This is a genomic window from Actinoplanes sp. NPDC051405, from assembly GCF_055586185.1.
Genome location: NZ_JBVJIR010000010.1, coordinates 87322 through 110049 on the forward strand (window position 1 = coordinate 87322; position 22728 = coordinate 110049).

A 22728-nucleotide genomic window follows, 5' to 3' on the forward strand; every position below is an offset into this window, starting at 1 on the left:
GGCATGACCCAGCGGCGGCTCGGCCGCCGCGACGCCTTGCGGGTGTCCGGCCTGTCGGCGTTCGCCATGGCGCTGGCCGCCTGCGGCGTCAAGGGCACCGGATCGACCGCGCCGAGCGCCCCCGCCCCCGACGCGGTGGCCAAGTACTGGGCCGGCAAGACCAGCAACGGCAACGTGAACTTCGCCAACTGGCCGCTCTACATGGACCCCGAGCAGCCGGAGCTGAAGAAGTTCACCAAGGCCACCGGCGTCACGGTGAAGTACCAGGAGGTCATCCAGGAGATGGGGCCCTGGTTCGCCAAGGTCCAGCCGCAGCTCGCGGCCGGTCAGTCGATCGGCTACGACCTCATGGTGATCACCAACGGCATCCAGTTCAAGCAGTTCGTGGACTCCGGCTTCCTGGCCCCGCTGGACCACTCCAAGCTGCCGAACTACGTGGCCAACGCCGACCCGTCGTACGCCAACAGCGCCTACGACAAGGGCAACGTCTACTCCGTGCCGTGGACCTCCGGGATCACCGGCATCGCGTACGACCCGAAGAAGATCACCCGGCCCATCACCAAGCTGGCCGACCTATGGGACCCCGCGTTCAAGGGCAAGGTCGGCATGTACTCCGACACCCAGGAGCTGGCCAACTTCGGCCTGATGGCGCTCGGCCTCAACCCGGACGAGTCCACCCCGGAGGACTGGAAGAAGGCCGCCGAGAAGCTCAAGGAGCAGAAGAGCGCGGGCCTGGTGCGCAACTACTACGACCAGAGCTACGTGGACGCCCTCGGCAAGGGCGAGGTGTGGATCACCCAGGCCTGGTCCGGCGACATCTTCCAGAAGAACGTCTCCGACGGCACCGACTTCAAGTTCGTGATCCCGGAGGAGGGCGGCACGATCTGGACGGACAACTTCGCCATCCCGATCACCGCGCAGAACCCGCTGGACGCGATCAAGCTGATGGACTTCTTCTACGACGTGGAGAACGCGGCCACGCTGGCCGAGTACATCAACTACGTCTGCCCGGTGCCGGCCGCGCAGGAGCAGATCAAGAAGGACGCGGCCAAGCTGTCGGGCGACGACAAAAAGGCCATGGAGGCGGTCGCCACCAGCCCGCTCGTCTTCCCGGCGCAGAGCGACTACGCGAAGCTGCACTACTACGTCGACTTCAAGACGACCGCCGAGCAGCAGCAGTTCCAGAGCATCTTCGAACCGATCGTGCTGGCCTGAGCCGTGTCGCGTTCACGCCGGGTGCTCGCGCCCTACCTGCTGATCCTGCCGGGGGGTCTGTGGCTGCTGCTGTTCTTCGTGATCCCGATGGTGACGATGCTGTCGCTGTCGCTGCAAGAGGGTGACGTCGTCTCCGGGTACGTGTTCACCGGTCACTGGCAGACCTACGTGGACGCGATCGGCAACTACCGCACGCAACTGGTCCGCTCGCTGATCTACGGGGCGATCACCACGGTCATCCTGATCGTGCTGGCGTTCCCGGTGGCGTACTGGATCGCGTTCTACGGGGGCCGGCGCAAGCCGACCTACCTGTTCCTGCTGCTGCTGCCGTTCTTCGTGTCGTTCGTGCTGCGCACCATCTCGTGGCGCTACATCCTCACCGACGAGGGCATGCTGCTCGGCCCGTTGAAGAGCGCCGGGGTGCTGCCGGACAGCTTCCACATCCTCGGCACCCCGGTGGCGGTGATCGGCGGGCTGGTCTACAACTTCCTGCCGTTCATGATCCTGCCGGTCTACGTGGCCCTGGAACGCATCGACCCGCGGGTGGTCGAGGCCGCCCGGGACCTGTACGCGGACCCGGCGACCGCTTTCCGCAAGGTGATCCTGCCGCTGGCCCTGCCCGGGGTCTTCGCCGGTGTGCTGATGACGTTCGTGCCGGCCAGCTCCGACTACGTCAACTCGGCGGTGCTGGGCAGCTCGTCGACCACGATGATCGGGCAGGTCATCCAGTCGCAGTACCTGACCAGCTCCAACTATCCGACGGCCTCGGCTCTGTCCTTCACGCTGATGGCGGTGCTGCTGATCGGTGTCTTCGCCTACGCCCGGGCGCTGGGCACGGAGGACGTGATGAAGGTGGCCGCGCGATGACCATGGTCGAGGAAGCCCCCGCGGTCACCCCGCGCCGGTCCCGGCTGACCGGCGGGCGGGCCCTGTACATCTACACCTGGGTGATCATCGCGTGGCTGACGCTGCCGGTGCTCATCATGATCCTGTTCGGCTTCAACGACACCCCGGGCCGCTACAACCAGACCTGGGAGGGCTTCACGCTCAAGTGGTACGGCCGGGTCTTCGCCCTCGACGAGCTGACCAAGGCCTTGGTGATCTCGCTGGTCGTAGCCGTGCTCACCGCGGTCGTCGCGGGCGCGCTGGGCACCGGCATCGGCTATGCGCTGGGCCGCTACCGGTTCCGCGGCTCGGGCACGGTGAACCTGATCATGTTCGCCACCATGTCCTCACCCGAGCTGGTGATGGGCGCCTCGCTGCTGACGCTCTTCGTCTCCCTGGGCGTCGGGCTGGGCACAACGACGATCACCATCGCGCACATCATGTTCTCGATCTCGTTCGTCGCGGTGGTGGTGCGGGCCCGGGTGCTCACCCTGGACCGCTCGGTCGAGGAGGCCGCGGCGGACCTGGGCGCCAACCCGTGGACCACGTTCTGGCGGATCACCTTCCCGATCATCATGCCCGCGGTGATGTCGGGCATGCTGCTGGCCTTCGCCCTGAGCATCGACGACTTCGTGGTCACCAACTTCACCGCCGGCACCACCACGACGTTCCCGCTGTGGATCTGGGGCGCGACCCGGGTCGGCCTGCCGCCGCAGGTCAACGTGATGGGCACGCTGATCTTCGTGGGCGGGGTGCTGATCGCGGTGGTGAGCAGCGTGCGGTCGCGGCCCCGGAGGAACTCCTGAGCATGGTGGCGCGCGCGCTCGCCGACGCGGTGCCCGAGCCCTACTGGCTCGGGCAGGCGGACGCGCCGCCGGCCGCCGACCCGCTGGACGGGATCGGCACGGCGGACCTGGCCGTGGTCGGCGCCGGCTACAGCGGACTGTGGTCGGCGCTGCTGGCCAAGGAACGCGACCCCGGCCGCGACGTCGTGGTGATCGAGGCCGGTACGGCGGGCTGGGCGGCCTCGGGGCGCAACGGCGGGTTCTGCGCGGCCAGCCTCACCCACGGCTTCGACAACGGACTGAGCCGTTTCCCCGACGAGATGGACACCCTCGAGCGGCTCGGCCGGGCGAACCTGGACGACATCGAGCAGACCGTGCACCGGTACGGGATCGAGTGCGACTTCGCCCGTACCGGGGAACTCAACGTGGCGACCGCGGACTGGCAGGTACGGGAGCTGGCCGCGTACCACGCCGAGGCGACCGCCCGGGGGCTGGACGTCACGCTGCTGGACCGCGACCAGGTCCGCGCCGAGGTCCACTCCCCCACCTATCTCGGCGGGGTCTGGGACCGTACCGGCTGCGCGATGGTTGACCCGGCCCGCCTGGTCTGGGGGCTGCGCCGGGCCTGCCTGGAGCTGGGCGTCCGGATCCACGAGAACTCCCCGGTCGAGCGGATCAGCACCACCCGCACCGGGCTCAGCCTGCACACCTGGCGCGGCCGGCTGGACGCGGCGAAGGTCGCGCTGGCCACCGGCGCGCACGGCAACCTGCTGCGCCGGCTGCACCACTACGTGGTCCCGATCTACGACTACGTGCTGATGACCGAGCCGCTGACGGCCGCGCAGCTCGCGTCGGTGGGCTGGCAGCGGCGGCAGGGGGTGGGCGACGCGGGCAACCAGTTCCACTACTACCGGCTCACCGCGGACAACCGGATCCTGTGGGGCGGCTACGACGCGATCTACTACCGGGGCGGGCGGATCAGCCCGGAACGCGACCAGCGCGAGGCCACCTTCGCGCTGCTGGCCGAGCACTTCGCGCAGACCTTCCCGCAGCTCGACGGCGTGCGTTTCACGCACAAGTGGGGCGGCGTGATCGACACGTGCAGCCGGTTCAGCGGATTCTTCGGTACGGCGCACAGCGGCCGGCTCGCCTACGCGGTGGGCTACACCGGGCTGGGCGTGGGAGCCACCCGCTTCGGCGCCAACGTGATGCTGGACCTGCTCACCGGCGAACGTACCGAGCTGACCCGGCTGAAGATGGTGCGCCGCAAGCCGGTCCCGTTCCCGCCGGAGCCGGTGCGGTCCGGGGTGATCGAGCTGACCCGCTGGTCGATCGCCCGGGCCGACTCCCACGAGGGCCGCCGCAACGTCTGGCTGCGCACATTGGACAAGGTCGGCCTCGGCTTCGACTCCTGAGACTGGCCGTACGGCCGGTACGCCCGCACGAGCCGCTTGGCCATCATGTCGTGGTGCCGATGTGGTGGAAACGTCCCCGGGTGTGGTTCTTCGTCCTTTTGATCATCGCCGTCTCCGCCGCGGCGGCGCTGTCCTGGTTCCTCACCGGGGAGGGCCGCCAGCACGCCGACCAGTGGTCGAGCATCATCTTCGGCGGCACCGCGGCCGCCGCCGTGCTGGTGACGGCCCTGCGCTGGCTGTGGTTGCAGGACGCCGGCCCGGCCGGGACGGTGACCCCGGACCGGCTGGCGGCGGCCCAGGCCGTGCTGGCCCGCGCCCAGATCGAGCAGTGGACGGCCGAGGAGGTCGCGCGCCAGATCCAGGACCCGTGGCCGCTGCGGGTGCGATGGCGGGTGAGCCGCCGGGCCCGGCTGGTCATGGCCAGCTGGGCGGCGGTCCGGGGCGCGCCGGACGCCGGCGAGATCCCGCTCGAGGGCACCTACGACCGGGTCGCCGACGTCTTCGACCACCCGGACTCGCCGCGCCGCCTGGTCGTGCTCGGCGAGCCCGGGGCCGGCAAGTCCATGCTGGTCCTGCACCTGACGCTGCAACTGCTGCACCGCCGGGGCGAGCACGATCCGGTGCCGGTGCTGCTGCCGGTGGCGGGCTGGGACCCGGCGCAGCCGCTGGACGAGTGGATCGCCGCCCGGCTGGCCACCGATCACCGGCTGCTGTCCACGGTGGTCGAGGCCCCCGGCGGCACCCGGCGCACGCTGGCCCGCGAAATGGTGGCCCGCGGCATGATCCTGCCGATCCTGGACGGCCTCGACGAAATCGGCCCGAGCCACCACAGCCGCGCGCTCACCGCGATCTCCTCGGCCGCCGGGTCCGGCGCCAGGTTCGTGCTGACCAGCCGCACCAGAGCGTACGAGCGGGCGGTGCACGACTCGACGCCGCTGGCCCGTACGCCGGTGGTCGAGCTGCAACCGATGACCCCCGGCGACGCGGCCCGCTACCTGACGGACGGCACCGACCAGCCGATCCCCCGGTGGAACCCGGTGCTGGCCCAGCTGGCCGCCGGTGACGACTCGCCGCTGGCGCAGACCCTGTCCACGCCGCTGATGATCTGGCTCGCTCGGGTGGTCCACCAGCACCGCGACAGCGATCCCGGCGAGCTGGTCAGCGCCGGCTGGGCGACCTCGCGGGCCGGCATCGAGAAGCATCTGCTGCAACAGCTGGTCCCGGCGGCGTACACGGCGGCGGTCGGCGGTCGTCCCGGCCGTACCCCCGCAGAGGCGGACCGGGCCCGGCGCCGCCTCACCACGCTGGCCCGGCACCTGCGTCGCGAGCAGACCTACGACCTGGCCTGGTGGCAGCTGAACGAGGTTCCGCCCGGCCCCGCCGTGCAGGCCATGATGATCCCGGTCACCGGTGTCGCCACTCTCATAGCTCTGACCGCCTGCCTCATCGGCATCATCGGCGTGGTGGACATCCGGGGGATGTACCCCCATCTGGGCTGGCTGTGGAGCGGGCTCAACGCGGGCCTCGCCGTCGCGGTCGCGACGGGTCTGATCCGCCGGGTCTTCGAGAGTCCGCGCCATCCGCGGCGCATCCAGTTCTCGCAGAGCCGCGCCGCCTGGCTGTTGCTCGCCTGCCCGATCGGAGTGGTGGCCGTCCTCGCCGGGGAGCCGGTGGCAGCCATCCTCGGCACCCTGACCGCGGGGCTGGGCGCACCCCTGGTGTCCGGAAGCATCCACGCGGGCGGCAACGAGCAGCGCGGGCTGAGTCCCGCTGCGCTGCTGGCCGACGACCGCGCCTCCGCTTTCGTGGCTCTGGCGCCCACTCTCCTGTTCGCCGCCACGGTCTGGTTCAGCCTGGGGGCGTCCAGCGGCGAGCCGGTGCTCGACGCCGTGTTCTTCGGCGTCCTGTGGCTTCTCCTGCCGGCCGCGGTGGTGCTCTCCAGCGCCTGGGGTCAGTTCTGCGCGGCCCGTGCTGCGCTGTTCCTGTGCGGACAGGCTCCCCTACGGCTGATGGGCTTCCTCGCCGAGGCGCACGACCGCGGGGTCCTGCGGCAGGCCGGTGGCGTCTACCAGTTCCGCCACAACCTGCTGCAGGACCACCTGGCCGCCCGTTCCGCTACCGGCTCAGCAGACCGCGCAACGCCTTGACCACCTCGGCCGGGGCCTCCTCCGCCATGTAGTGGCCGCACGAGACCGTACGGTGCTCCAGGTCCGGCGCCCAGGCCCGCCAGATCGCCGCCGCGTCGAAGCCCAGCGCCGCACCCCAGTCCTGCTGCAGCACCGTGACCGGCATCCGCAGCTGCCTGCCGGCCGCCCGGTCGGCGCGGTCGTGCTCCACGTCGACGCCGGCCGAGGCGCGGTAGTCCGCGACGATCGACGGGACCGCCTCGCGGCAGGCCCGCAGGTACGCGGCGCGAATCTCGGGCGGGATCGCCTGCGGGTCCTGGGTCCAGATGTCGAGGAAGTGGCCGAAGAAGGCGTCCGGGGCGGCACCGATCAGCTCCTCGGGCAGGCCGGGCGGCTGCGCCATCAGGTACAGGTGGAAGCCCACCGCGGCGCTGACGCCGTGCATGACGTCCCACATGTCCAGCGTCGGAAGCACGTCCAGCGAGGCCAGGTGGGTGACCGCTTCCGGGTGGTCGAGCCCGGCCCGGATGGCGACCAGCGCACCACGGTCGTGCCCGGCCAGGGCGAAACGGTCGTGGCCCAGCGCGCGGGCCAGCGCCACGATGTCGGCGGCCATGGTCCGCTTCGCGTACGCGTCGCCGGCGGGCTTGTCACTCGCGCCGTAGCCACGCAGGTCGGGGCAGATCACGGTGTGGTCGGCGGCGAGGTCGGCGGCGACGTGCCGCCACATCAGGTGGGTCTGCGGGAAGCCGTGCAGCAGCACGATCGGGCTGCCCGAGCCGCCGACCGCGACGTTGAGCGCCACGTCCTCGGCGACGGTGACCCGCTGGTAGTCGAATCCGGTGATCGAAGGGTTCATGCCGACCAGGCTGCCCAGGCGTGATCAGCAGTGGATCAGCAACGGATCAGCACGCTGCTTAGATGGGGTCATGGTGGCCTTCGGCGTGCTCGGACCCGTGCGGGCGAGCACCGCGCTGGGCCCCGTACCGCTGAAGGGTCCCCGGCACCGGGCCGTGCTGGCCCGCCTGCTGATCGCCCGCGGCCGGGTCGTGCCGGTCGACCTGCTGGTCGACGACCTGTGGGAGCAGCCCCCGCCGGGGGCGGTCCCGGCCCTGCGCACCTTCGTGTCGGACCTGCGCCGGGCGCTGGAGCCCGACCGCCCACCGCGGCAGCCGGCCCGGCTGCTGGTCACCGCACCGCCGGGGTACGCGCTGACGGCGGCCGCGGACGCGGTGGACGCCTGGCGGTTCGAGGCGGCGGTGCTCGCGTCGGGCGATCTGCTCACCGCCGGCGACGCGGCCCGGGCGCTGGCCGAGCTGGACGCGGCGCTCGCGCTCTGGCAAGGACCCGCGTACGCGGAGTACGCCGACCAGCACTGGGCCCGCGCCGAGACCGACCGCCTCGACGAGCTGCGCATGCTGGCGACCGAACGCCGCGCCGAGGCCCTGCTCGCCCTGGGCCGGCCCGCCGACGCCGCCTCCGACCTGCAGGCCCACGCCACCGCCCAGCCGCTCCGCGAGGACGCCTGGCAGCTGCTGGCCACCGCCCTCTACCGGGCCGGACGCCAGGGCGAGGCGCTGGCCGCCCTCCGCCGGATCCGCACGACGCTGGCCACCGAGCTCGGCGTGGATCCCGGCCCGCGCCTGCGCAAACTCGAGACCGACATCCTGGCCCAGGCGCCGCACCTGAGCCCGCCCGAGCCCGTCACGCCGCCTGAGCCCGTCACGCCGCCCGAGCCCGCCACGCCGCCCGAGCCCGCCACGCCGCCCGAGCCCGCCACGCCGCCCGAGCCCGGCGCGTCGCCCGAGCCCGGCGCGTCGCCCGAGCCCGTCGCGTCGCCTGAACCGGCGCTCGTAGGCCGTGAGGACGAGCTGGCCCAGTTGGTGCGGGCGGCCGAGGGCGTCGCCGCGCGCGGCCGGTCCGGGCTCGCGCTGATCTCCGGGGAAGCCGGTGCCGGCAAGACCGCCCTGGCCGAGGCTTTGAGCCACCGGCTGGCCAAGCTCGGCTGGACGGCCACCTGGGGACGCAGCCCCGACTACGAGGGCGCGCCGGTGACCTGGCCGGGACTGCGGGACGCGGCGGAGCCGGCCGGGGATCCCGCCGTGGCCCGGCTTCGGCGGCGGCAGGCTGCGGTGGCCCAGTTGACCGCACCCGCGGCGCACGGGCCGGTGCTGCTGGTCGCTGACGACCTGCACCTGGCCGATGAGGCGACACTGGATCTGGTCGCCGCGCTGGCGGTGGAGCCGGTGCCGGTGCTGGTGGTGGGGACGTTCCGGGCGACCGAGATCACGCCGGAGCTGACGGCGGCGCTGGCCAGGTTCGCTCGGACCGAGCCGGTGCGGGTGTACCTGAGCGGGCTTGACGAGGCGGGGACGGTGGCGCTGGCCCGTACCGTCGCGGGGGCCGGCCTGGACGCGCCGGCAGCGCGGTTGATCCATCGCCGGAGCGGTGGGAATCCGTTCTTCGTGCGTGAGCTGGCGCGGCTGGTCGTCGCCGAGGGTGAAGCGGCCCTGGAGCAGGTGCCGGCCGGGGTTCGCGACGTCATCCGGCACCGCCTCGCCCGGCTGCCTGAGCCCGCGCAGGCCGTGCTGCGACAGGCTTCGGTGCTCGGCCGTGACGTTGACGCGGACGTGTTGGCGGCGCTCCCCGGGCTGGCCGAAGACGCCTTGGATGGCCTCGACGCCGGTCTGCGGGCCGGTCTGCTTGCCGAGGACGGGCCTGGTGGGCAGCTCCGGTTCACTCATGTGCTGGTTCGGGACACGGTTTATGGCGACCTGTCGGCGTTGCGCCGCGCTCATTGGCATGCCGCTGCGGGTGCGGTGTTGGAACGGCTGCGTCCTCAGGACGTCACTGCGCTTGCCCATCACTTCTCCCGCGCGGGGACGCCGGGGACTGCGGTGAGGGCTGCCCACTACAGCGGGGTGGCGGCTGAGCTGGCGGAGCGTGGCTCACGGCCGCATGAGGCGGTTCGGTTGTGGCGACAGGCGCTGGACGCGTACGACCGCATTGCGCAGGCGGACGGCCCGGGCCGCCTGGCTGAAGGCGGCCCGGGCCCGTCGGCTGACCGTGGCGCCGCCCGGCTCGCCGCCAGCGGCCCCGCCCGGATGGCCGACGGCCAGGGCCGGCCGGCTGACGGCGGCCCGGACCAGCTCGCTTACGGCGGTCCGGGCCGGTCGGCTGGCGGCGGCCCGGGCGGGCTCACTGACGGCGGCCCGGACCAGTTCGCTGACGGCGGCCGGGGGCGGTTGGCGGCTGTTATGGGGTTGGGGCGGGCCCTGGCCGTGACCGGGCATCTGGATGAGGCGCGCCGGCACCGGGCCGAGGCTGTCGCCGCCGTCCAGCAGGTCGACGACCCGGACCTGGCCGCGAGCGTCCTCGCCGCCTTCGACGTGCCGGCGGTCTGGACCCGCAACGACGACGACCGGCTCTCCGCGCGGATCGTCGAGCTGGCCGAACGCACCCTGGCCGCCCTCGGCCCGGACCGGCCGGAGCAGCGCAGCCGGCTGCTCAGCACGATCGCGCTGGAGCTGCGCGGCACCACCACCGACCGCGGAGACCGGGCAGCACGGGAGGCCGAGGCCATCGCCCGGCGTACCGGGGATCCGGGGCTGCTGGCGTTTGCGCTCAACGCGCGGTTCATGCACACGTTCAGCCGGACCGGGCTGGCTCGGGAGCGGGCCGGGATCGGCGCTGAACTGGTCGCGGTGGCCGCCCGGCATGAGCTGGTCACCTTCGAGGTGCTCGGTCATCTCATCCTGGTCCAGGCACACAGCGCGCTCGGCGAGCCCGCTGTCGCCGATACCCACGCGCAGGCCGCCGACCAGCTTGCCGAGCGCTACGACCTGCCGCTGGTCGGGGTGCTGACCCAGTGGTACCGCGCGCTGCGGCTGGCCATGGACAGGCGGACCGGCGAGGCGGCGGTCGCGTACCGGGCGGCTCAGGCCCGGTTGAACGGCAGCGGCATGCCGGGGATGGCGGACGGGCTGCTTGCGCTGGCCCTGCTGAGCCTGGACCTGGACGGTGCGCCTGATGGTGACTTCGGCCCGTACGAGCCTTGGGCCCGGCCCTTGGTCCTGCTCGCCGGCCACGCGCCCGCTGGCCACGCGGTCACCGGCGGCGTGGCCGCCGACAGCGATCGGGAGCGGGCGGCCACTGCCCTACGCGCGGTCCCTGAGTCGCCGCACGACCTCCTATGGGAAGCGCGACTGTGTCTGGTGGCCCGCGCCGCCCAGGCCCTCGACGAGCAGGACACCCTCGCCCGGGTCCGCGCGGAACTCCGCCCAGCCGCCGGAGAGCTCGCCGGAGCCGGCAGCGGCGTGATCACCCTCGGTCCAGTCGCCGATTACCTCGGGCAACAACCTCCTCGTCCATCCTGACCGATCGTTCCGGTCGACGGTCACCCCGGGCCACCGAACAGTCAGGAATGCCCCCTACCAACGTCGATTTCCGCCCCGGGCGCCCTTCAGCACGGTGCCGAACGTGAATAAGCCAGGGAGGATGCATCGGTAGGTCCATCAAGGGAGTGACCAGGCATGGCGCAGATCCACCACTTCGAGCACGGTTGGCTGACGCCGACGTTCAGCTACACGCTGTCCGTGCTGGGCTCACTGCTCGGGCTGGTGTGCGCCGTCCGGCTGCGCACGGCGCCGAGCGCCGGCTGGCGCGCCTGGTGGCTCACCCTCGCTGCGGTGGCGATCGGCGGCACCGGCATCTGGACCATGCACTTCGTGGCGATGCTGGGCTTCAGCGTGGTGGGCATGCCGATCCGGTACGACGTCCCGGTGACCGCCCTGAGCGCCCTGATCGCCATCGGCGCCGTCGCCATCGGCCTGTCGATCGCCGCCCGCGGCACAAAGATCCAGGGCGCCCGCCTGATCATCGGCGGCCTCTTCGCCGGCCTGGGCGTGGCAGCGATGCACTTCACCGGCATGTACGCGATGCACCTCGACGGCACCATCGACTACATGACCAGCCGAGTCGTAGCGGCCGTGGCGATCGCGGTGGTGGCGGCGACCGTGGCGCTGTGGCTGGCCATGACGGTCCAGCGCCCCCTGGCGATTCTGGCGTCCGCGCTGGTCATGGGTATCGCGGTCAACGGCATGCACTTCACGGGCATGTCGGCGATGTCGGTCCAGCCGGACCCCGGAGCAACCGGGGCGTCGGTGACGGGGGCGAACGCGAGCACGCTGCTCATCCCGATCGGCCTGACGGTGATCTTCGGCGTCCTGGGCCTGGTGTACGCCCTGATGGCGGCACCGACCGAGGAAGACCGGGCGGCGGCCGCGTACCTGGCCGCGCGGCTGGAGCGCGAGAACGACGACGACCTGTACGAGCCGGCGCCGCAGCAGGGACCCAACGGGCGGCGGATGCCGACGGGTGGGGCTGCTTGGACTTTCCGGGATCGCGCGGGCGAGTAGGCGGCGCTTTCCCGCGGGCGTCGATCTTTTGCCGATCGGCGCCCCGCCGCGGTCGTCCTGTCGCTGTCCCCGGCGGCCTCACGACCGTCGGGTGATCGATCGGGCGCTGCTGACATGCTTTCGGGGCAACTCCCAGCGCGCTGGATCCTGCGGTCAACGGCGACTCGGATCCCCACCTCAGCGCGCCGAGCGACCTCATCAGCGACCCGCTCACGCACAAACGGCGGAAGGGTCAGCCGCATCACGCGACTGACCCTTCCGACCTGACTGCTCTGGGGTGACCGACGGGACTTGAACCCGCGACCCCCGGGACCACAACCCGGTGCTCTACCAGCTGAGCTACGACCACCATGCCGCCTTGCCGCGGAACCCCGCGGCGCGTGCCGGACAAGCATAGCGGCAGTACCCGCCGAGTCGTCGACCGGGTTACCGCTCGGCGTGGCTCAGAGCTCCGCCGCGATGGCCCGGGCCTGGTCGACGTCCGGTCCCGGCAGCGGCACGAACACCGTGCGGCGGTAGTACTCCAGCTCGCGGATGCTCTCGCGGATGTCGGCGAGGGCCCGGTGCGCCAGGCCCTTCTGCGGCTGGCCGAAGTACACCCGCGGGTACCAGCGGCGGGCCAGTTCCTTGATCGAGGAGACGTCGATCATGCGGTAGTGCAGGAAATCGTCCAGCGCCGGCATGTCGCGGGCCAGGAAACCCCGGTCGGTGGCGATGGAATTGCCACACAGCGGCGCCGAGCGGGGATTGGGCACAAACTGCTTGATGTACGCGAGGACGGCCTCTTCGGCCTCCGCCATGGTGACGGTGGAACGGCGTACCTCGTCGGTGAGGCCGGACTTGGCGTGCATGTCGCGCACGACCTCCGGCATCGCGTCCAGGGCCGCGTCGTCGGCATGGATGACGAGGTCAATGCCGTCGCCGAGAACGTCGAGATCGGGACCGGTCACCAACGCGGCCACCTCGATCAAGGCGTCTTTGCCCAGGTCGAGACCCGTCATCTCACAGTCGATCCACACCAGAAGATCCGCCACCCGCTCAGCCTACGCGCCGGGCGGAAACCGTGTCGCCGCGTCCGCCGTACCCACCCGCCGGGGACACCACACCCGCACCGGGCACGTTCACCCTGGATTGTCCGTATTAGCCCCAGGACTACCCAGTTCGGCCGTCCAGGAGCTAAAGTGTACTTAACGGACGAAGCCCCCCTTCGGTTACTCCGTTCCCCCGGTAAAAGGGCCCTCCGCGTCGGCAGCGCGGAGGGCCCTTTTCGGATGTCTGAAGTTGTGACGCCGGACGCACTGGGCGGCCGTAACCGCAAAGGGTGACGGCCGCCCCGGCTTACGCCCGGTCAGTCCTTCGAACGCGAGCCACCCTTACGCGGCGGCCGGGTGACCTTGATCGGCGGCTCCTGGGTAGCCGGATCAGGCGCGGGAAGCCCGGAAGCGGTGACATTCTTCCGCCGCCGCCGAGCGGCCGAGTCACCCCCGAGCAACTCCGCAACCTCCGCCTTGTACGCGGCCAGCCGCGAAAGAGAACCGTCCGGCTTGCGCTTGACCTTGTCGCCCTTGTCGGCCTCAGCCTTGCCCGCCGCCGCCTTGTCCGCCTCAGCCTTGTCTCGCTCGACCTTGTCCTGCTCAGCCCTGTCCCGCTCGGCCTTGTCTGCATCGACCTGGTGCGCTCCGACCTTGTCAGCGTCAAGCCCGGTCGACTTGGCCTTGTCGGTCGCTTCCGCACCATCGGCAGGGCGGGCATCCGCCAGGCGGGCATCCGCCGGGCGGGCGTCAGCCGGACGGGCATCCGCCGGGCGGGCATCCGCCGGGCGGCCATCCGCTGCGCGGGTGTCAGCCGGGCGGGCATCCACTGCGCGGGCGTCAGCCGGGCGGCCATCCGCTGCGCGGGTGTCAGCCGGGCGGGCATCCACTGCGCGGGTGTCAGCCGGGCGGGTGACGGCGTCCGGCTGCGCCTGCGCGCTGATCGGGCGGGTGCGCTGCTCGGTGATGTGCGGTTCGGACTTCCCCGCCTTGACCGCCTCTGCCCCGGCCGTCTCCGCTTGGGTGGCCTCTGCCCGGATCCGCTCCGCCTGCATCGGCTCGGACCGCGCCGTCACTGATTGCGTCGGCTCGGCCCGAGACGTCTGAGCCGCAGTCTGCTCCGTTCGCGGGGCCGGGCTGCTCGGCGTGCTCGGCCTCGCCGCGGGCCACGCCGGCGGCGTGCGGCCGGCAGTCGCCTGCTGGTCCGTGGTCGTGGAGGAGGCCGGGGGCCGAACCGTAGTGGTGGTGCTGCCAGAGCTGGACGGCACCGGCTCGCGGTCCGGGTCGGCCGGCCGGGACGGGCCGGGCACCGACGGGCGCGGGGTCGTGGGACTGCTCGGCGGGACCGGAGTCGGCCCCGTCGGCGCCGGCCTGGTGGGGGTCGGCGCAGTGCCCCTCGGCCCCGGCTGCGCCTGGGTCTGCGCTGCGACCGGCTGAGATCCGGAGCTGGCCGGCCCCGAAGCCCCGCCGGATGCAGCGGGAGCGACGTGGTGCGGCTGCGGCGTGGTGGTCAACGAGGTCCGGGCCGAGCCGGTCGGCTGGGTCGGGGTCGTCGTTCCGCCCGGCGCGACCGGGTTCGCACTCGATGCCGCAGGCTGGACCGGAGCCGGAGCCGGAGCCGGAGCCGGAGTGCCGGGCCGGGTGGCCGGGGCCTCCGGCCGGATCGACTTGCCTGCCGTCGTTGCCGGCTCGGGCTGGGCAGCCTTCGCCGGATCCCGGGGCTGAACTTGCTCGGCCGCCGGTCGACCGGGCTTGGCCGGCGTGGAAACCGGCCCTGTCGGCTTCGCCGTCGATGCGGGGACAGCGGGGCGCGGTGTCGTCGGCGCCGTCCGAGCGTTCGATTCCGGGCTGTTCTTGTCCGGAGCTGGTCCCTTGGTGGCCGGGCTGGTGGCGCTTGCCGCTGCTGAGCCGTCACCCGAGGCAGCCGGTTGGCCGGCAGCGGGCTTGTCCTCGGGGCGGCGCGAAGCGGTCGCTGCCTGGTCAGCGCTCTTGGGCTGGTTCCTGGTCAGGCCGACCCGCCCGGAGTCTGCGCGGGTCAGGCCGGTGGCCGCCCATCCCGGCGAAGAGGACCCGCCGAACAGGGCATTCCGTGGCGTGGCATCCGCCGGTCGCGCAGCCTTGGCCGGCGCTACCGCACCGGATCCGACGTCCGTCCCCGCGACCTCGGGCTCACGGGATTCGACGCCAGAAGCAGCAAGCGGGCCGGCCGTGCCGGCAACAGCCTTGGATGCTGCCGGCGCGGCAGAGTCAGCGGCAGCCTTGGGCGAACCCACAGCTGTCTTGGCCGCCGGAGCTTCAGCTGAAGAGCCAGCCACCCGAGGCGCGGCAGCCGAGGGCCCACCAACTGCCGCCTGGGACGCCGCAGCTGCGGGCGAACCACCAGGCACCTGGGACCCGGCGGCCTCCGAAGAGGTGCCGGTGAGTTTGTGCGCGGGAGCCGCAGAAGGAGCGCCAGCAGCCTGAGATGCGGCAGCCGAGGGTGACCCACCAGCAGCCGAAGACGCGGCAGCCGAGGGTGACCCACCAGCAGCCGAAGACGTGGCGGCCGGGAGAGACGCACCAGCAGCCGAAGACGTGGCGGCCGGGAGAGACGCACCAGCAACCGAAGACGTGGCGGCCGGGAGAGACGCACCAGCAACCGAAGACGTGGCGGCCGGGAGAGACGCACCAGCAGCCGAAGTCGCGGGGGCCGACGGAGAAGCACCAGCCGCCCGGGACCCTGCAGTCGAGGAAGACTCACCAGCCGCCGGAGATGCGACGGCGGCGGAAGATCCGCCGGCTGCCCGAGCCCCGGTAGCCGATGATCCGCCAGCAGCCGGAGATGCGGCAGCTTCGGACGAGCCGACTGCTGCCTTCGCCGCCGATTCGTCCGGTGCTGCAGCAGCAGCCCGAACAGCCGCAGCACCCGCAGCAGTAGCCCGCAGCGCAGCGCTGCTGGCCGCAGCCGCCTGGGACACCGCAACACCAGGCCCAGACGCCTGACCACCCTTGGCGCCGACCTCAGCCGATTCCGGCGCTTCCGACGAGGCAGCAACCGCCTGCTCGTCCGAAGGTGAGGTCTCCACCGGCAACTGAGTCTCGGCCGGCTTCACAACGCCCTGCGGGGTGTTCAAGATCTCCGACGTAGCCGTCGGCTTACGAGCCGCGTTGATCGCCGCCGCGGCCCGTACCTCGGTCTCGCGGGCCCGAGCCGCCGCCGTCTCCGCCACCCACGCACCCACCGCCGACGCCTCGAAGATCGGGAGGTTGGTCGGTTGCGGGGTCGTTGTGCGGCGCCGGCCCTGGCGGTCGGTTCCGCGGCCGAACAGCGGGTCGTTCAGCGGCGACGGGTCCGCCGCAGAGCCCGGCGCCGGGCGGTTCGCGATGAGGTCGAGCGGCTCACCGGGTGCCGGCGTCGACTCGACGGACGCGGCGACCTCGACCGTTTCGGCCGCGGGACGCGCTGCCGGCGCCGAAACGGGCGACGACGCGGCGGCCTCGACCATTTCGGCGGCGGGACGGGCTGCCGGGGGCGAAATGGGCGACGACGCGCCGACCTGGGCAGGGGCCGGCGACGTCATGGTCGCGGCGGCCGGCATCGGGATCGCCGCGCCGTGGCCGGAGGACGGCCGCGAGGACGAGGAGGGCGGCCAGCTCAGCGGTGGGCGGGATCGCGGCTGGGAGTCCGCCAGGGTGCGGGGGCGGTGGGTGCCCGCGTGCCGGCCGCCGCCCGTACGGCTCAGGGGCAGGGGTGCGCCGATCGCCTGCATCAGGTCCGGGACCTGGCTCGGCTCCACCACGTAGACGACCTCGCGGCGGCGGGACGGCCAGCCCAGGACGATCATGCCGATCATCACCAGGAGGCTGCCCAGGATCAGCAGGGCCCAGGTCGCCTGGTTGAGCCAGCCGGGCAGGATGCTGGCCGAGCTTTCCAGGCGTACGCCGGGCTGGGCCGCCGGGTTCATCACCACCAGGCTGTACCGGGTGTCGCGCAGTTCGCTCGGGTTCCAGTCGAGGGTGCCCGTGCCCGCCTTCAGCCAGAAGGCCTGGCGGCCCGGCAGCTGTTCCGGGGCGATGGTGCCCGGGCGCAGTTTGCCGGTCACGGGCAGCGCGCCGGTGCCCAGGTCGATCGAGGAGACCGCGATGTGCGGCACGTCGGCCAGGTAGCGGTCGACCGCCGCGGCGGGGGCGATGCCCAGGAACGCCGGTGCGCCGCTGGACTCGGCCGTCAGGCGCAGGCGGGTGTCGCCGAGCCGGACGAACGGGGCGTCCTTGCGGAGCAGCCCGTCGAAGTCGTCGACGACCAGGGCGTACCCGGATGTGGCCACGCGCTGCAGGTCGCCGGTGAAGGCGCCGCCCGGGTCGCGGTGCTGCATGGCGGCCCAGAATGCGGACCCCACCAGCAGCGTCGGTAGTCCGGCTGTCAGCAACAGCATGCCGAGGATCGTGCGGAACACCCGCATCTCGATCTCCCCCTTCTCGGTGGTACTGCGCAGACCATACAGACCGAAATAACACCAAATTGGATAAACAGTTACTTAGGCCCCGAGAGGTATGACGATGGCCCGGTCCGCGGGTGCGGACCGGGCCATCGGGAAGAGCGGGTGTCAGGAGATCTTGGCGGTCATGGTCAGGGTGGACTGGTCGATGTCGCTCGTGCGTACGGTGAACTTCAGCGTCCAGTCCCCCGCGGCCGGCAGCGCGATGTCCCCGATCGCGTGGAAGTCGGTGATCCGCAGCAGCGGCACCTCGATCGGTTCGATCCCCTTGGCCGGCAGCGCCGCCGTGGCGGTCCACTCGACGACCGGCAGCGGCTTGTTGTCCGGCGTGTACGCATACAGGTGCAGTGAATTGTTGCCCACGGTCGCCGGGAACACGTCCACCTGCAACGACACCGATTTGTCGGTGATCGTCTGCGAGATGGTCGTCGACGTGGAGGCGCTCTCCGCCGCGCTGGCCGTCCGCGGCGGCGGGATCTGGACCAGCGCCGCGGTGACTCCCAGCACCACCGCGGTGACCGCCAGCTCGGCCACCACGATCTTGCGCAGCAGCCCCGGCCCGGTCTCGGCGGTCCGGCTGCGGACCAGCCGCCGGGAGAACGCCGCCATGCCGATCACCACCGCGGCCAGCCCGATCTTGACCAGGATCAGCCGCCCGTACGTGCTGGCGTAGAGCCCCTTGAACGAGGCGACCTCGATCAGCGCCTGCACCGAGCCCGCGATGATCAGCGCGGCCACCGCGGTCGCCGCCCAGCGGGACCAGATCGGCAGGATCGCGCCCAGCTCACGCTCGTTGGCCCGGCGCAGCAGGAAGCCGACCAGCATGACCAGCCCACCCAGCCAGACCGACATCGCGGCCAGGTGGATCGCGTCGACGACCACGGAGACCCCGGCCACCGGGGACGCCGTCGGGTGCCCGGTCAGCGGCCAGGTGGCCAGCGCGGCCACGCCCAGGACGCCGAGCAGGGCCAGGTCGGCCTTCGACTCGCCGCCCTCGCCGCGCAGCAGCGGGCGCAGCAGGAAGCCGGCCGCCACGATCACCCCGAGCCGGACCAGCATGACCGCGCCGAACGTGCTGCCCAGCACATCCTGCAGGTCGTCACCGGAGACCCCGAACAACCCGCTTCCCGTCGTGTACGGCGCTTGCAGCCACAGGGCCAGCACCGTGCTGCCGAGAACCAGGCCGACACCGGTCCAGACCAGCCGGGACGCGCCCTGCCGGGACAGCCGGTGCGGCCACAGCAGGGCCAGCACCAGCACCGGGCCGACGAGCAGCACCAGGCCGGCGTACCCCAGGTATTTGCCGACCGGGATCAGGGCCCGCACCACCGGGTCGACCGACTCGGCGGCCGCGGACTCCGTCGGTGGGGTGGAGGCGGCGCCGACCGAGAAGGTCAGGCTGCCCGCGACGGGGTGGCTGTCCGCCGAGACGACCCGGTAGCTCACCAGGTAGGTGCCCCGGCCGCTGCCCGTGCGCAGCGGGACGGTGACCGTGCCGCCCGCAGCCTGCGGTTCGCCCTGGTCGGCGCGGCTGCCGTCCGGGGCCAGCACCTGGATCTTGCCGGAGACCAGTTGGACGGACTCGCTGAAGCTGAGCGTGATCTTGTTGGGCGCGTCGGGCACGATCGTGCCGTTCGCCGGGTCGCTGCCCACCAGCGCGGCATGCGCGCTGGCCGGCGCCGTCGGCCCGAGCAGCACACAGAACAACCCGACCAGCAGCCCGGCCGCCGCGGCGGCGAGCCGCCGACCCCGCCCGGCCCGCACCGCCGGCCCCAACCGGGCGGAAGAGCCGACAGAGGAGGCAGCCGAGACGGTCCGGCCGGGGGGCCCGCCGGCAACCGCGCGGGCTCGCCGGAGTCGTTCGATTGCGCCGGGTCGATCAACGGTCATGCGGGCAATGCTCCCCGATGGCTCGGCGGCCCCCGCACCAAGGTCGCGGCACAGGCCCGCGGCGGGCGGAAATGTGAGGACAGGAGATTGTCGTCGGCACGGGGTCGATAGTTCCCGGAACCTCTGACATTTTCCTCCGGCGTACCATCTCCGGTTGTGACAGCGGCCGACCCCCTCACCGCGCTCGCCCTCGCCGCCCGCAGCGGCGACGCGGACGCGCAGGCCGCGCTCGTGCGCGGCACCCAGGCCGAGGTGTGGCGGTTCACCGCCGCGCTGGTGGATCCCGGCGCCGCCGACGATCTCACCCAGGAGACCTACCTGCGCGCCTTCAAGGCGCTGCCCGGCTTCGAGGGCCGGGCCACGGTCCGCACCTGGCTGCTCGGCATCGCCCGGCGCACCTGCGCCGACCACCTGCGGGCCGTGGTGCGCCGGCGCCGGCTCGACGCCCGGCTGGCCGCGCAGGCCTGGGCCGATGTGCCGCGGCAGCCGGATCCCGCGCACCGGCTCGGCGCCGCCGACCTGCTGAGCCGGCTCGGCGAGGAACGCCGCACCGCGTTCGTGCTCACCCAGGTGCTCGGCATGTCCTACGCCGAGGCCGCGGAGGTCGAGGAGGTCCCGGTGGGCACCATCCGCTCCCGGGTCGCCCGGGCCCGCGAGGAACTGGTCGCCGCGGTTGCCGCCGCCCAGGCCAGCTGATCATTCCGGGACTTTCGGCCCATCACACAGCAAACCCCCAGGCGGTAGGACGGAACCAGGCGGCGGCGAGCGCCGACTAAGGGGGCGTGAGCATGGAGATCGGGCAGTCCGCCCGCACGACGACCGGCTGGCTGTGGATCTCCACGGCCGCCCGGCTGGGTCTGGCCGCGGTGTGGCTGATCGCCGGCGGGCTCAAGGTCGGTGACCTGGCCGCTTCAGGCCGGGCGGTGAACGCCTACGACCTCTTCCCGTACGAGGTGGCGAAGGTCATCGGGGCGGCCCAGCCGTTCCTGGAGATCGCCCTCGGCCTGCTGCTGCTGGCCGGGCTCGCGGTGCGGCTCAGCGCCGGCATCTCCGCCGGCCTGCTGGTGATCTTCATCGCCGGCATCATCTCCGCCTGGGCGCGCGGCCTGCAGATCGACTGCGGCTGCTTCAGCACGGGCGGGGAGCTGGGCGCGGGGCAGACCCCGCAGTACACGTGGGATCTCGTCCGGGACGCCGGTTTCCTGCTGCTCGCCGGGATCCTGCTGTGGCGACCGCGGACCCGCTACTCGATCGATGGTGTCCTGATGGGGGAACAGTGAGCGGCAACCGAGACAAGGCCAAGGCCAAGCGGGTCGTCCAGGAGCAGCTGGCCAAGGAACGCCGGCGCCGGGTCACCCTCTGGACCAGCCTCGGCGTCGTGGTCCTGCTGGTCGTCGTCGGCCTGATCGGCTGGGGCGTGGCGGCCAACCAGGAGAGCGACAAGACGGCCGGCCTGACCACGCCGAGCGTGGCGGTCGACGAGGGTACGGCCTTCGCGGTCGGCACCGGCCCCGTGAAGATCGACATCTACGAGGACTTCATCTGTCCCGCCTGCGGCCAGTTCGAGGCCGGCGCGGCGAGCACGATCGACCAGCTCGTCGCCGCGAACAAGGTGACGGTGCAGTACCACCCGATCGCGATCCTGGACCGCGCCTCCAGCACCGAATACTCGACCCGGGCCGCCGCCGCCTCGGCCGCCGCGGCACAGGGCGGCAAGTTCGCCGAGTACCACAAGGTGCTGTTCGCCAACCAGCCCGCCGAGGGCAGCGCCGGCCTCGACGACGCCAAGCTGATCGAGCTGGGCAAATCCGTCGGCCTCACCGACGCCGCGTTCGCCGACGCGATCGACAACGGCACGTACAAGGCTTGGGCCACCAAGGTGACCGACACCGCGGGCGCGCGCGGGGTCAACAGCACACCGACCGTCATGGTCGGCGGCAAGGCCCTCGAGTCGCCCACGGCGCAGGCCCTGATCGCCGCGGTGGGGGCGGCCGGCGCGTGAGGCGTACCACCCTGTTCGTCGCCGTGCTGGCCGGTGCGTTGCTCGTGCCGGCCGGCCCGGCCTCCGCCCACGGCGGTGAGGGCCCGGACGCGACCGCGTACCGCACGGAGGTGACCGGGCTCAGCCCGGCCGAGCCCGGACTGAGCGTCCGGGTCGTCGAGGCCGGCGCGCGGCTGGAGCTGGTCAACGACACCGGCCGTACGGTCGAGGTGCTCGGTTACCAGGAGGAGCCCTACCTGGAGGTACGGCCCGACGGCACGTACGAGAACGTGAACTCGCCGGCCACGTACACGAACCGGACCCTCGACGGCGACACCCCGGTGCCCGCCGGCGCCTCCCCCACCGCGGCCCCGCAGTGGCGCCGCGTCTCCACCGGCACCACCGTGCGCTGGCACGACCAGCGCACCCGCTGGCTCGACGACGAACTGCCGCCGCAGGCGCAGGCCGACCCGTCCCGCAGCCACCGGATCAGCGACTGGGTCGTGCCGCTGCGCGACGGCGTGCGAATGATCGAGGTCCGCGGCACCCTGACCTGGGAGCCGCCGCCCCCGGCCTGGCTGTGGTGGGTCGGCGCGCTCGCGCTGGCTGCCGGCCTGACGGCCCTGGGCCGGCGCCGCGCCCGGCTGCTGGGACCGGTCGCGCTGATCGCGGGCACGATCACCCTGGGGTACGCGGTGACGCGGATGACCCTCGGCGCGGGCGGCCAGGCCCCGGCGATCGTGGCGGCGCTGCTGGCCGTGGCCGCGGGCGTGCTGACCCTGCGCGGCCGTACGCCGTTTTTGCTGGCCCTGGCCGGCGCGCTGCTGACCGTCTTCGGCGGCTTCGCCGACGCGGGGGTTCTCCGCCAGGCCGTGGTCGCGTTCCCCGGCCCGTCCTGGACCGCCCGGGCCGCCGTGCTGGTCGCGATCGGGGCCGGCGTGGCTATGGCGGCGACGGGCGTGCTGCGGCTGCGGGCAGCCCCGCTATCTTCGGACCATGACTGAGCGCCTCACCCCGGGAGACCCGGCCCCCGAGTTCACCCTGCCCACCGACAACGGCGACACCCTGACGCTGAAGGACCTCCGCGGCCGCAAGGTCATCCTGTACGTGTACCCGGCGGCGATGACCCCCGGCTGCACCACCCAGGCGTGCGACTTCCGCGACTCGCTGGGCTCGCTCCAGGCGGCCGGCTACGAGGTCGTCGGCATCTCCCCGGACGTCCCGGCCAAGCTGGCCAAGTTCCGCGAGCGCGATTCGATCACCTTCCCGCTGGTCAGCGACCAGGACAAGAGCGTGCTGACCGCGTACGGCGCCTTCGGTGAGAAGCAGATGTACGGCAAGACGGTGACCGGCGTCATCCGGTCCACGTTCGTCATCAACACCGACGGCGCCATTGAGCACGCCTTCTACAACGTCAAGGCCACCGGGCACGTCGCCAAGCTGCGCCGGGATCTCGGTATCGACTGACTTTTGCGGCAAACTTCGCGGATGCTGAGGGCCGGTGC

The 22728-nt window shown here is 72.4% G+C and carries 19 protein-coding genes and 1 tRNA gene; 15 read left to right on the forward strand and 5 right to left on the reverse strand.

What is annotated here, in order from left to right; all coding sequences use genetic code 11:
• Positions 1-3 precede the first annotated feature (3 nt).
• Genes ACZ6S4_RS22015 through ACZ6S4_RS22035 form a run of 5 tightly spaced genes read left to right on the forward strand, consistent with a single transcriptional unit; the run spans position 4 to position 6447 of the window.
• On the forward strand, positions 4-1215 hold the full coding sequence (locus tag ACZ6S4_RS22015; RefSeq protein ID WP_465476922.1) for a polyamine ABC transporter substrate-binding protein: 1212 nt from the start codon (positions 4-6) through the stop codon (positions 1213-1215).
• Between the two features lie 3 nt (positions 1216-1218).
• Complete coding sequence (locus ACZ6S4_RS22020; protein ID WP_360817924.1) at positions 1219-2082, forward strand: ABC transporter permease; 864 nt, start codon at positions 1219-1221, stop codon at positions 2080-2082.
• Entirely contained in the window at positions 2079-2906 is an 828-nt protein-coding gene (locus ACZ6S4_RS22025) for an ABC transporter permease (protein ID WP_465476723.1), read from the forward strand. Before ACZ6S4_RS22020 ends, ACZ6S4_RS22025 begins: the two co-directional genes overlap by 4 nt.
• A 2-nt stretch (positions 2907-2908) precedes the next feature.
• The gene (locus ACZ6S4_RS22030) at positions 2909-4300 is read left to right on the forward strand and encodes an NAD(P)/FAD-dependent oxidoreductase (RefSeq protein WP_465476724.1); all 1392 of its coding nucleotides are present in this window, start codon (positions 2909-2911) and stop codon (positions 4298-4300) included.
• 59 nt (positions 4301-4359) lie between these two features.
• A complete protein-coding gene (locus ACZ6S4_RS22035) occupies positions 4360-6447 on the forward strand; it encodes an NACHT domain-containing protein (RefSeq protein WP_465476923.1) in 2088 nt (695 codons plus the stop codon).
• On the opposite strand, the gene ACZ6S4_RS22040 is transcribed toward ACZ6S4_RS22035, so the two are convergent.
• Positions 6416-7285 (reverse strand): alpha/beta fold hydrolase, encoded by an 870-nt coding sequence (locus tag ACZ6S4_RS22040; RefSeq protein ID WP_465476725.1) that lies wholly within the window; start codon positions 7283-7285, stop codon positions 6416-6418. The two genes, ACZ6S4_RS22035 and ACZ6S4_RS22040, sit on opposite strands and share 32 nt — an antisense overlap.
• A 70-nt stretch (positions 7286-7355) precedes the next feature.
• Here ACZ6S4_RS22040 and ACZ6S4_RS22045 point away from each other — a divergent pair, with 70 nt between their 5' ends.
• Positions 7356-10802 (forward strand): BTAD domain-containing putative transcriptional regulator, encoded by a 3447-nt coding sequence (locus ACZ6S4_RS22045; protein WP_465476726.1) that lies wholly within the window; start codon positions 7356-7358, stop codon positions 10800-10802.
• A 156-nt stretch (positions 10803-10958) separates the two neighbouring features.
• Positions 10959-11843: an MHYT domain-containing protein gene (locus ACZ6S4_RS22050; protein ID WP_465476727.1), complete on the forward strand. Its 885-nt coding sequence runs from the start codon at positions 10959-10961 to the stop codon at positions 11841-11843.
• Between the two features lie 273 nt (positions 11844-12116).
• Here ACZ6S4_RS22050 and ACZ6S4_RS22055 read toward each other — a convergent pair.
• The 3 genes from ACZ6S4_RS22055 to ACZ6S4_RS22065 all read right to left on the reverse strand — a co-directional run bounded on the left by ACZ6S4_RS22055 (position 12117) and on the right by ACZ6S4_RS22065 (position 13929).
• Positions 12117-12192: transfer RNA gene (locus tag ACZ6S4_RS22055), tRNA-His, on the reverse strand.
• A 94-nt stretch (positions 12193-12286) separates the two neighbouring features.
• Positions 12287-12877: an oligoribonuclease gene (gene orn, locus ACZ6S4_RS22060; RefSeq protein ID WP_360555146.1), complete on the reverse strand. Its 591-nt coding sequence runs from the start codon at positions 12875-12877 to the stop codon at positions 12287-12289.
• Positions 12878-13191: 314 nt separating this feature from the next.
• Complete coding sequence (locus tag ACZ6S4_RS22065; protein ID WP_465476728.1) at positions 13192-13929, reverse strand: hypothetical protein; 738 nt, start codon at positions 13927-13929, stop codon at positions 13192-13194.
• 91 nt (positions 13930-14020) lie between these two features.
• Between ACZ6S4_RS22065 and ACZ6S4_RS22070 the strand changes: the two genes are divergently transcribed.
• From ACZ6S4_RS22070 to ACZ6S4_RS22080, 3 genes are all read left to right on the forward strand, one after another.
• Positions 14021-14311, forward strand: coding sequence for a hypothetical protein (locus ACZ6S4_RS22070; protein WP_465476729.1), 291 nt, complete (start codon positions 14021-14023; stop codon positions 14309-14311).
• Between the two features lie 2079 nt (positions 14312-16390).
• Positions 16391-16657 carry a hypothetical protein gene (locus tag ACZ6S4_RS22075; protein WP_465476730.1) on the forward strand — a complete coding sequence of 89 codons (267 nt, stop codon included), beginning with the start codon at positions 16391-16393 and terminating at the stop codon, positions 16655-16657.
• A gap of 39 nt (positions 16658-16696) precedes the next feature.
• Positions 16697-17020 (forward strand): hypothetical protein, encoded by a 324-nt coding sequence (locus ACZ6S4_RS22080; protein ID WP_465476731.1) that lies wholly within the window; start codon positions 16697-16699, stop codon positions 17018-17020.
• Positions 17021-17460: 440 nt separating this feature from the next.
• Here the strand turns inward: ACZ6S4_RS22080 and ACZ6S4_RS22085 are convergent, their stop codons facing one another.
• Positions 17461-19116: a copper resistance CopC/CopD family protein gene (locus tag ACZ6S4_RS22085; protein ID WP_465476732.1), complete on the reverse strand. Its 1656-nt coding sequence runs from the start codon at positions 19114-19116 to the stop codon at positions 17461-17463.
• 282 nt (positions 19117-19398) lie between these two features.
• Between ACZ6S4_RS22085 and ACZ6S4_RS22090 the strand changes: the two genes are divergently transcribed.
• The 5 genes from ACZ6S4_RS22090 (at position 19399) to bcp (ending at position 22690) form a co-directional block, all read left to right on the forward strand.
• Positions 19399-19938, forward strand: coding sequence for a sigma-70 family RNA polymerase sigma factor (locus ACZ6S4_RS22090; protein ID WP_465476733.1), 540 nt, complete (start codon positions 19399-19401; stop codon positions 19936-19938).
• A gap of 92 nt (positions 19939-20030) precedes the next feature.
• Positions 20031-20522 (forward strand): MauE/DoxX family redox-associated membrane protein, encoded by a 492-nt coding sequence (locus ACZ6S4_RS22095; RefSeq protein WP_465476924.1) that lies wholly within the window; start codon positions 20031-20033, stop codon positions 20520-20522.
• On the forward strand, positions 20519-21244 hold the full coding sequence (locus ACZ6S4_RS22100; protein WP_465476734.1) for a DsbA family protein: 726 nt from the start codon (positions 20519-20521) through the stop codon (positions 21242-21244). Before ACZ6S4_RS22095 ends, ACZ6S4_RS22100 begins: the two co-directional genes overlap by 4 nt.
• Positions 21241-22227, forward strand: coding sequence for a hypothetical protein (locus tag ACZ6S4_RS22105; RefSeq protein ID WP_465476735.1), 987 nt, complete (start codon positions 21241-21243; stop codon positions 22225-22227). The genes ACZ6S4_RS22100 and ACZ6S4_RS22105 overlap by 4 nt, the downstream gene beginning before the upstream one ends.
• On the forward strand, positions 22220-22690 hold the full coding sequence (gene bcp / locus ACZ6S4_RS22110; RefSeq protein ID WP_465476736.1) for a thioredoxin-dependent thiol peroxidase: 471 nt from the start codon (positions 22220-22222) through the stop codon (positions 22688-22690). Before ACZ6S4_RS22105 ends, bcp begins: the two co-directional genes overlap by 8 nt.
• Positions 22691-22728: the final 38 nt, after the last annotated feature.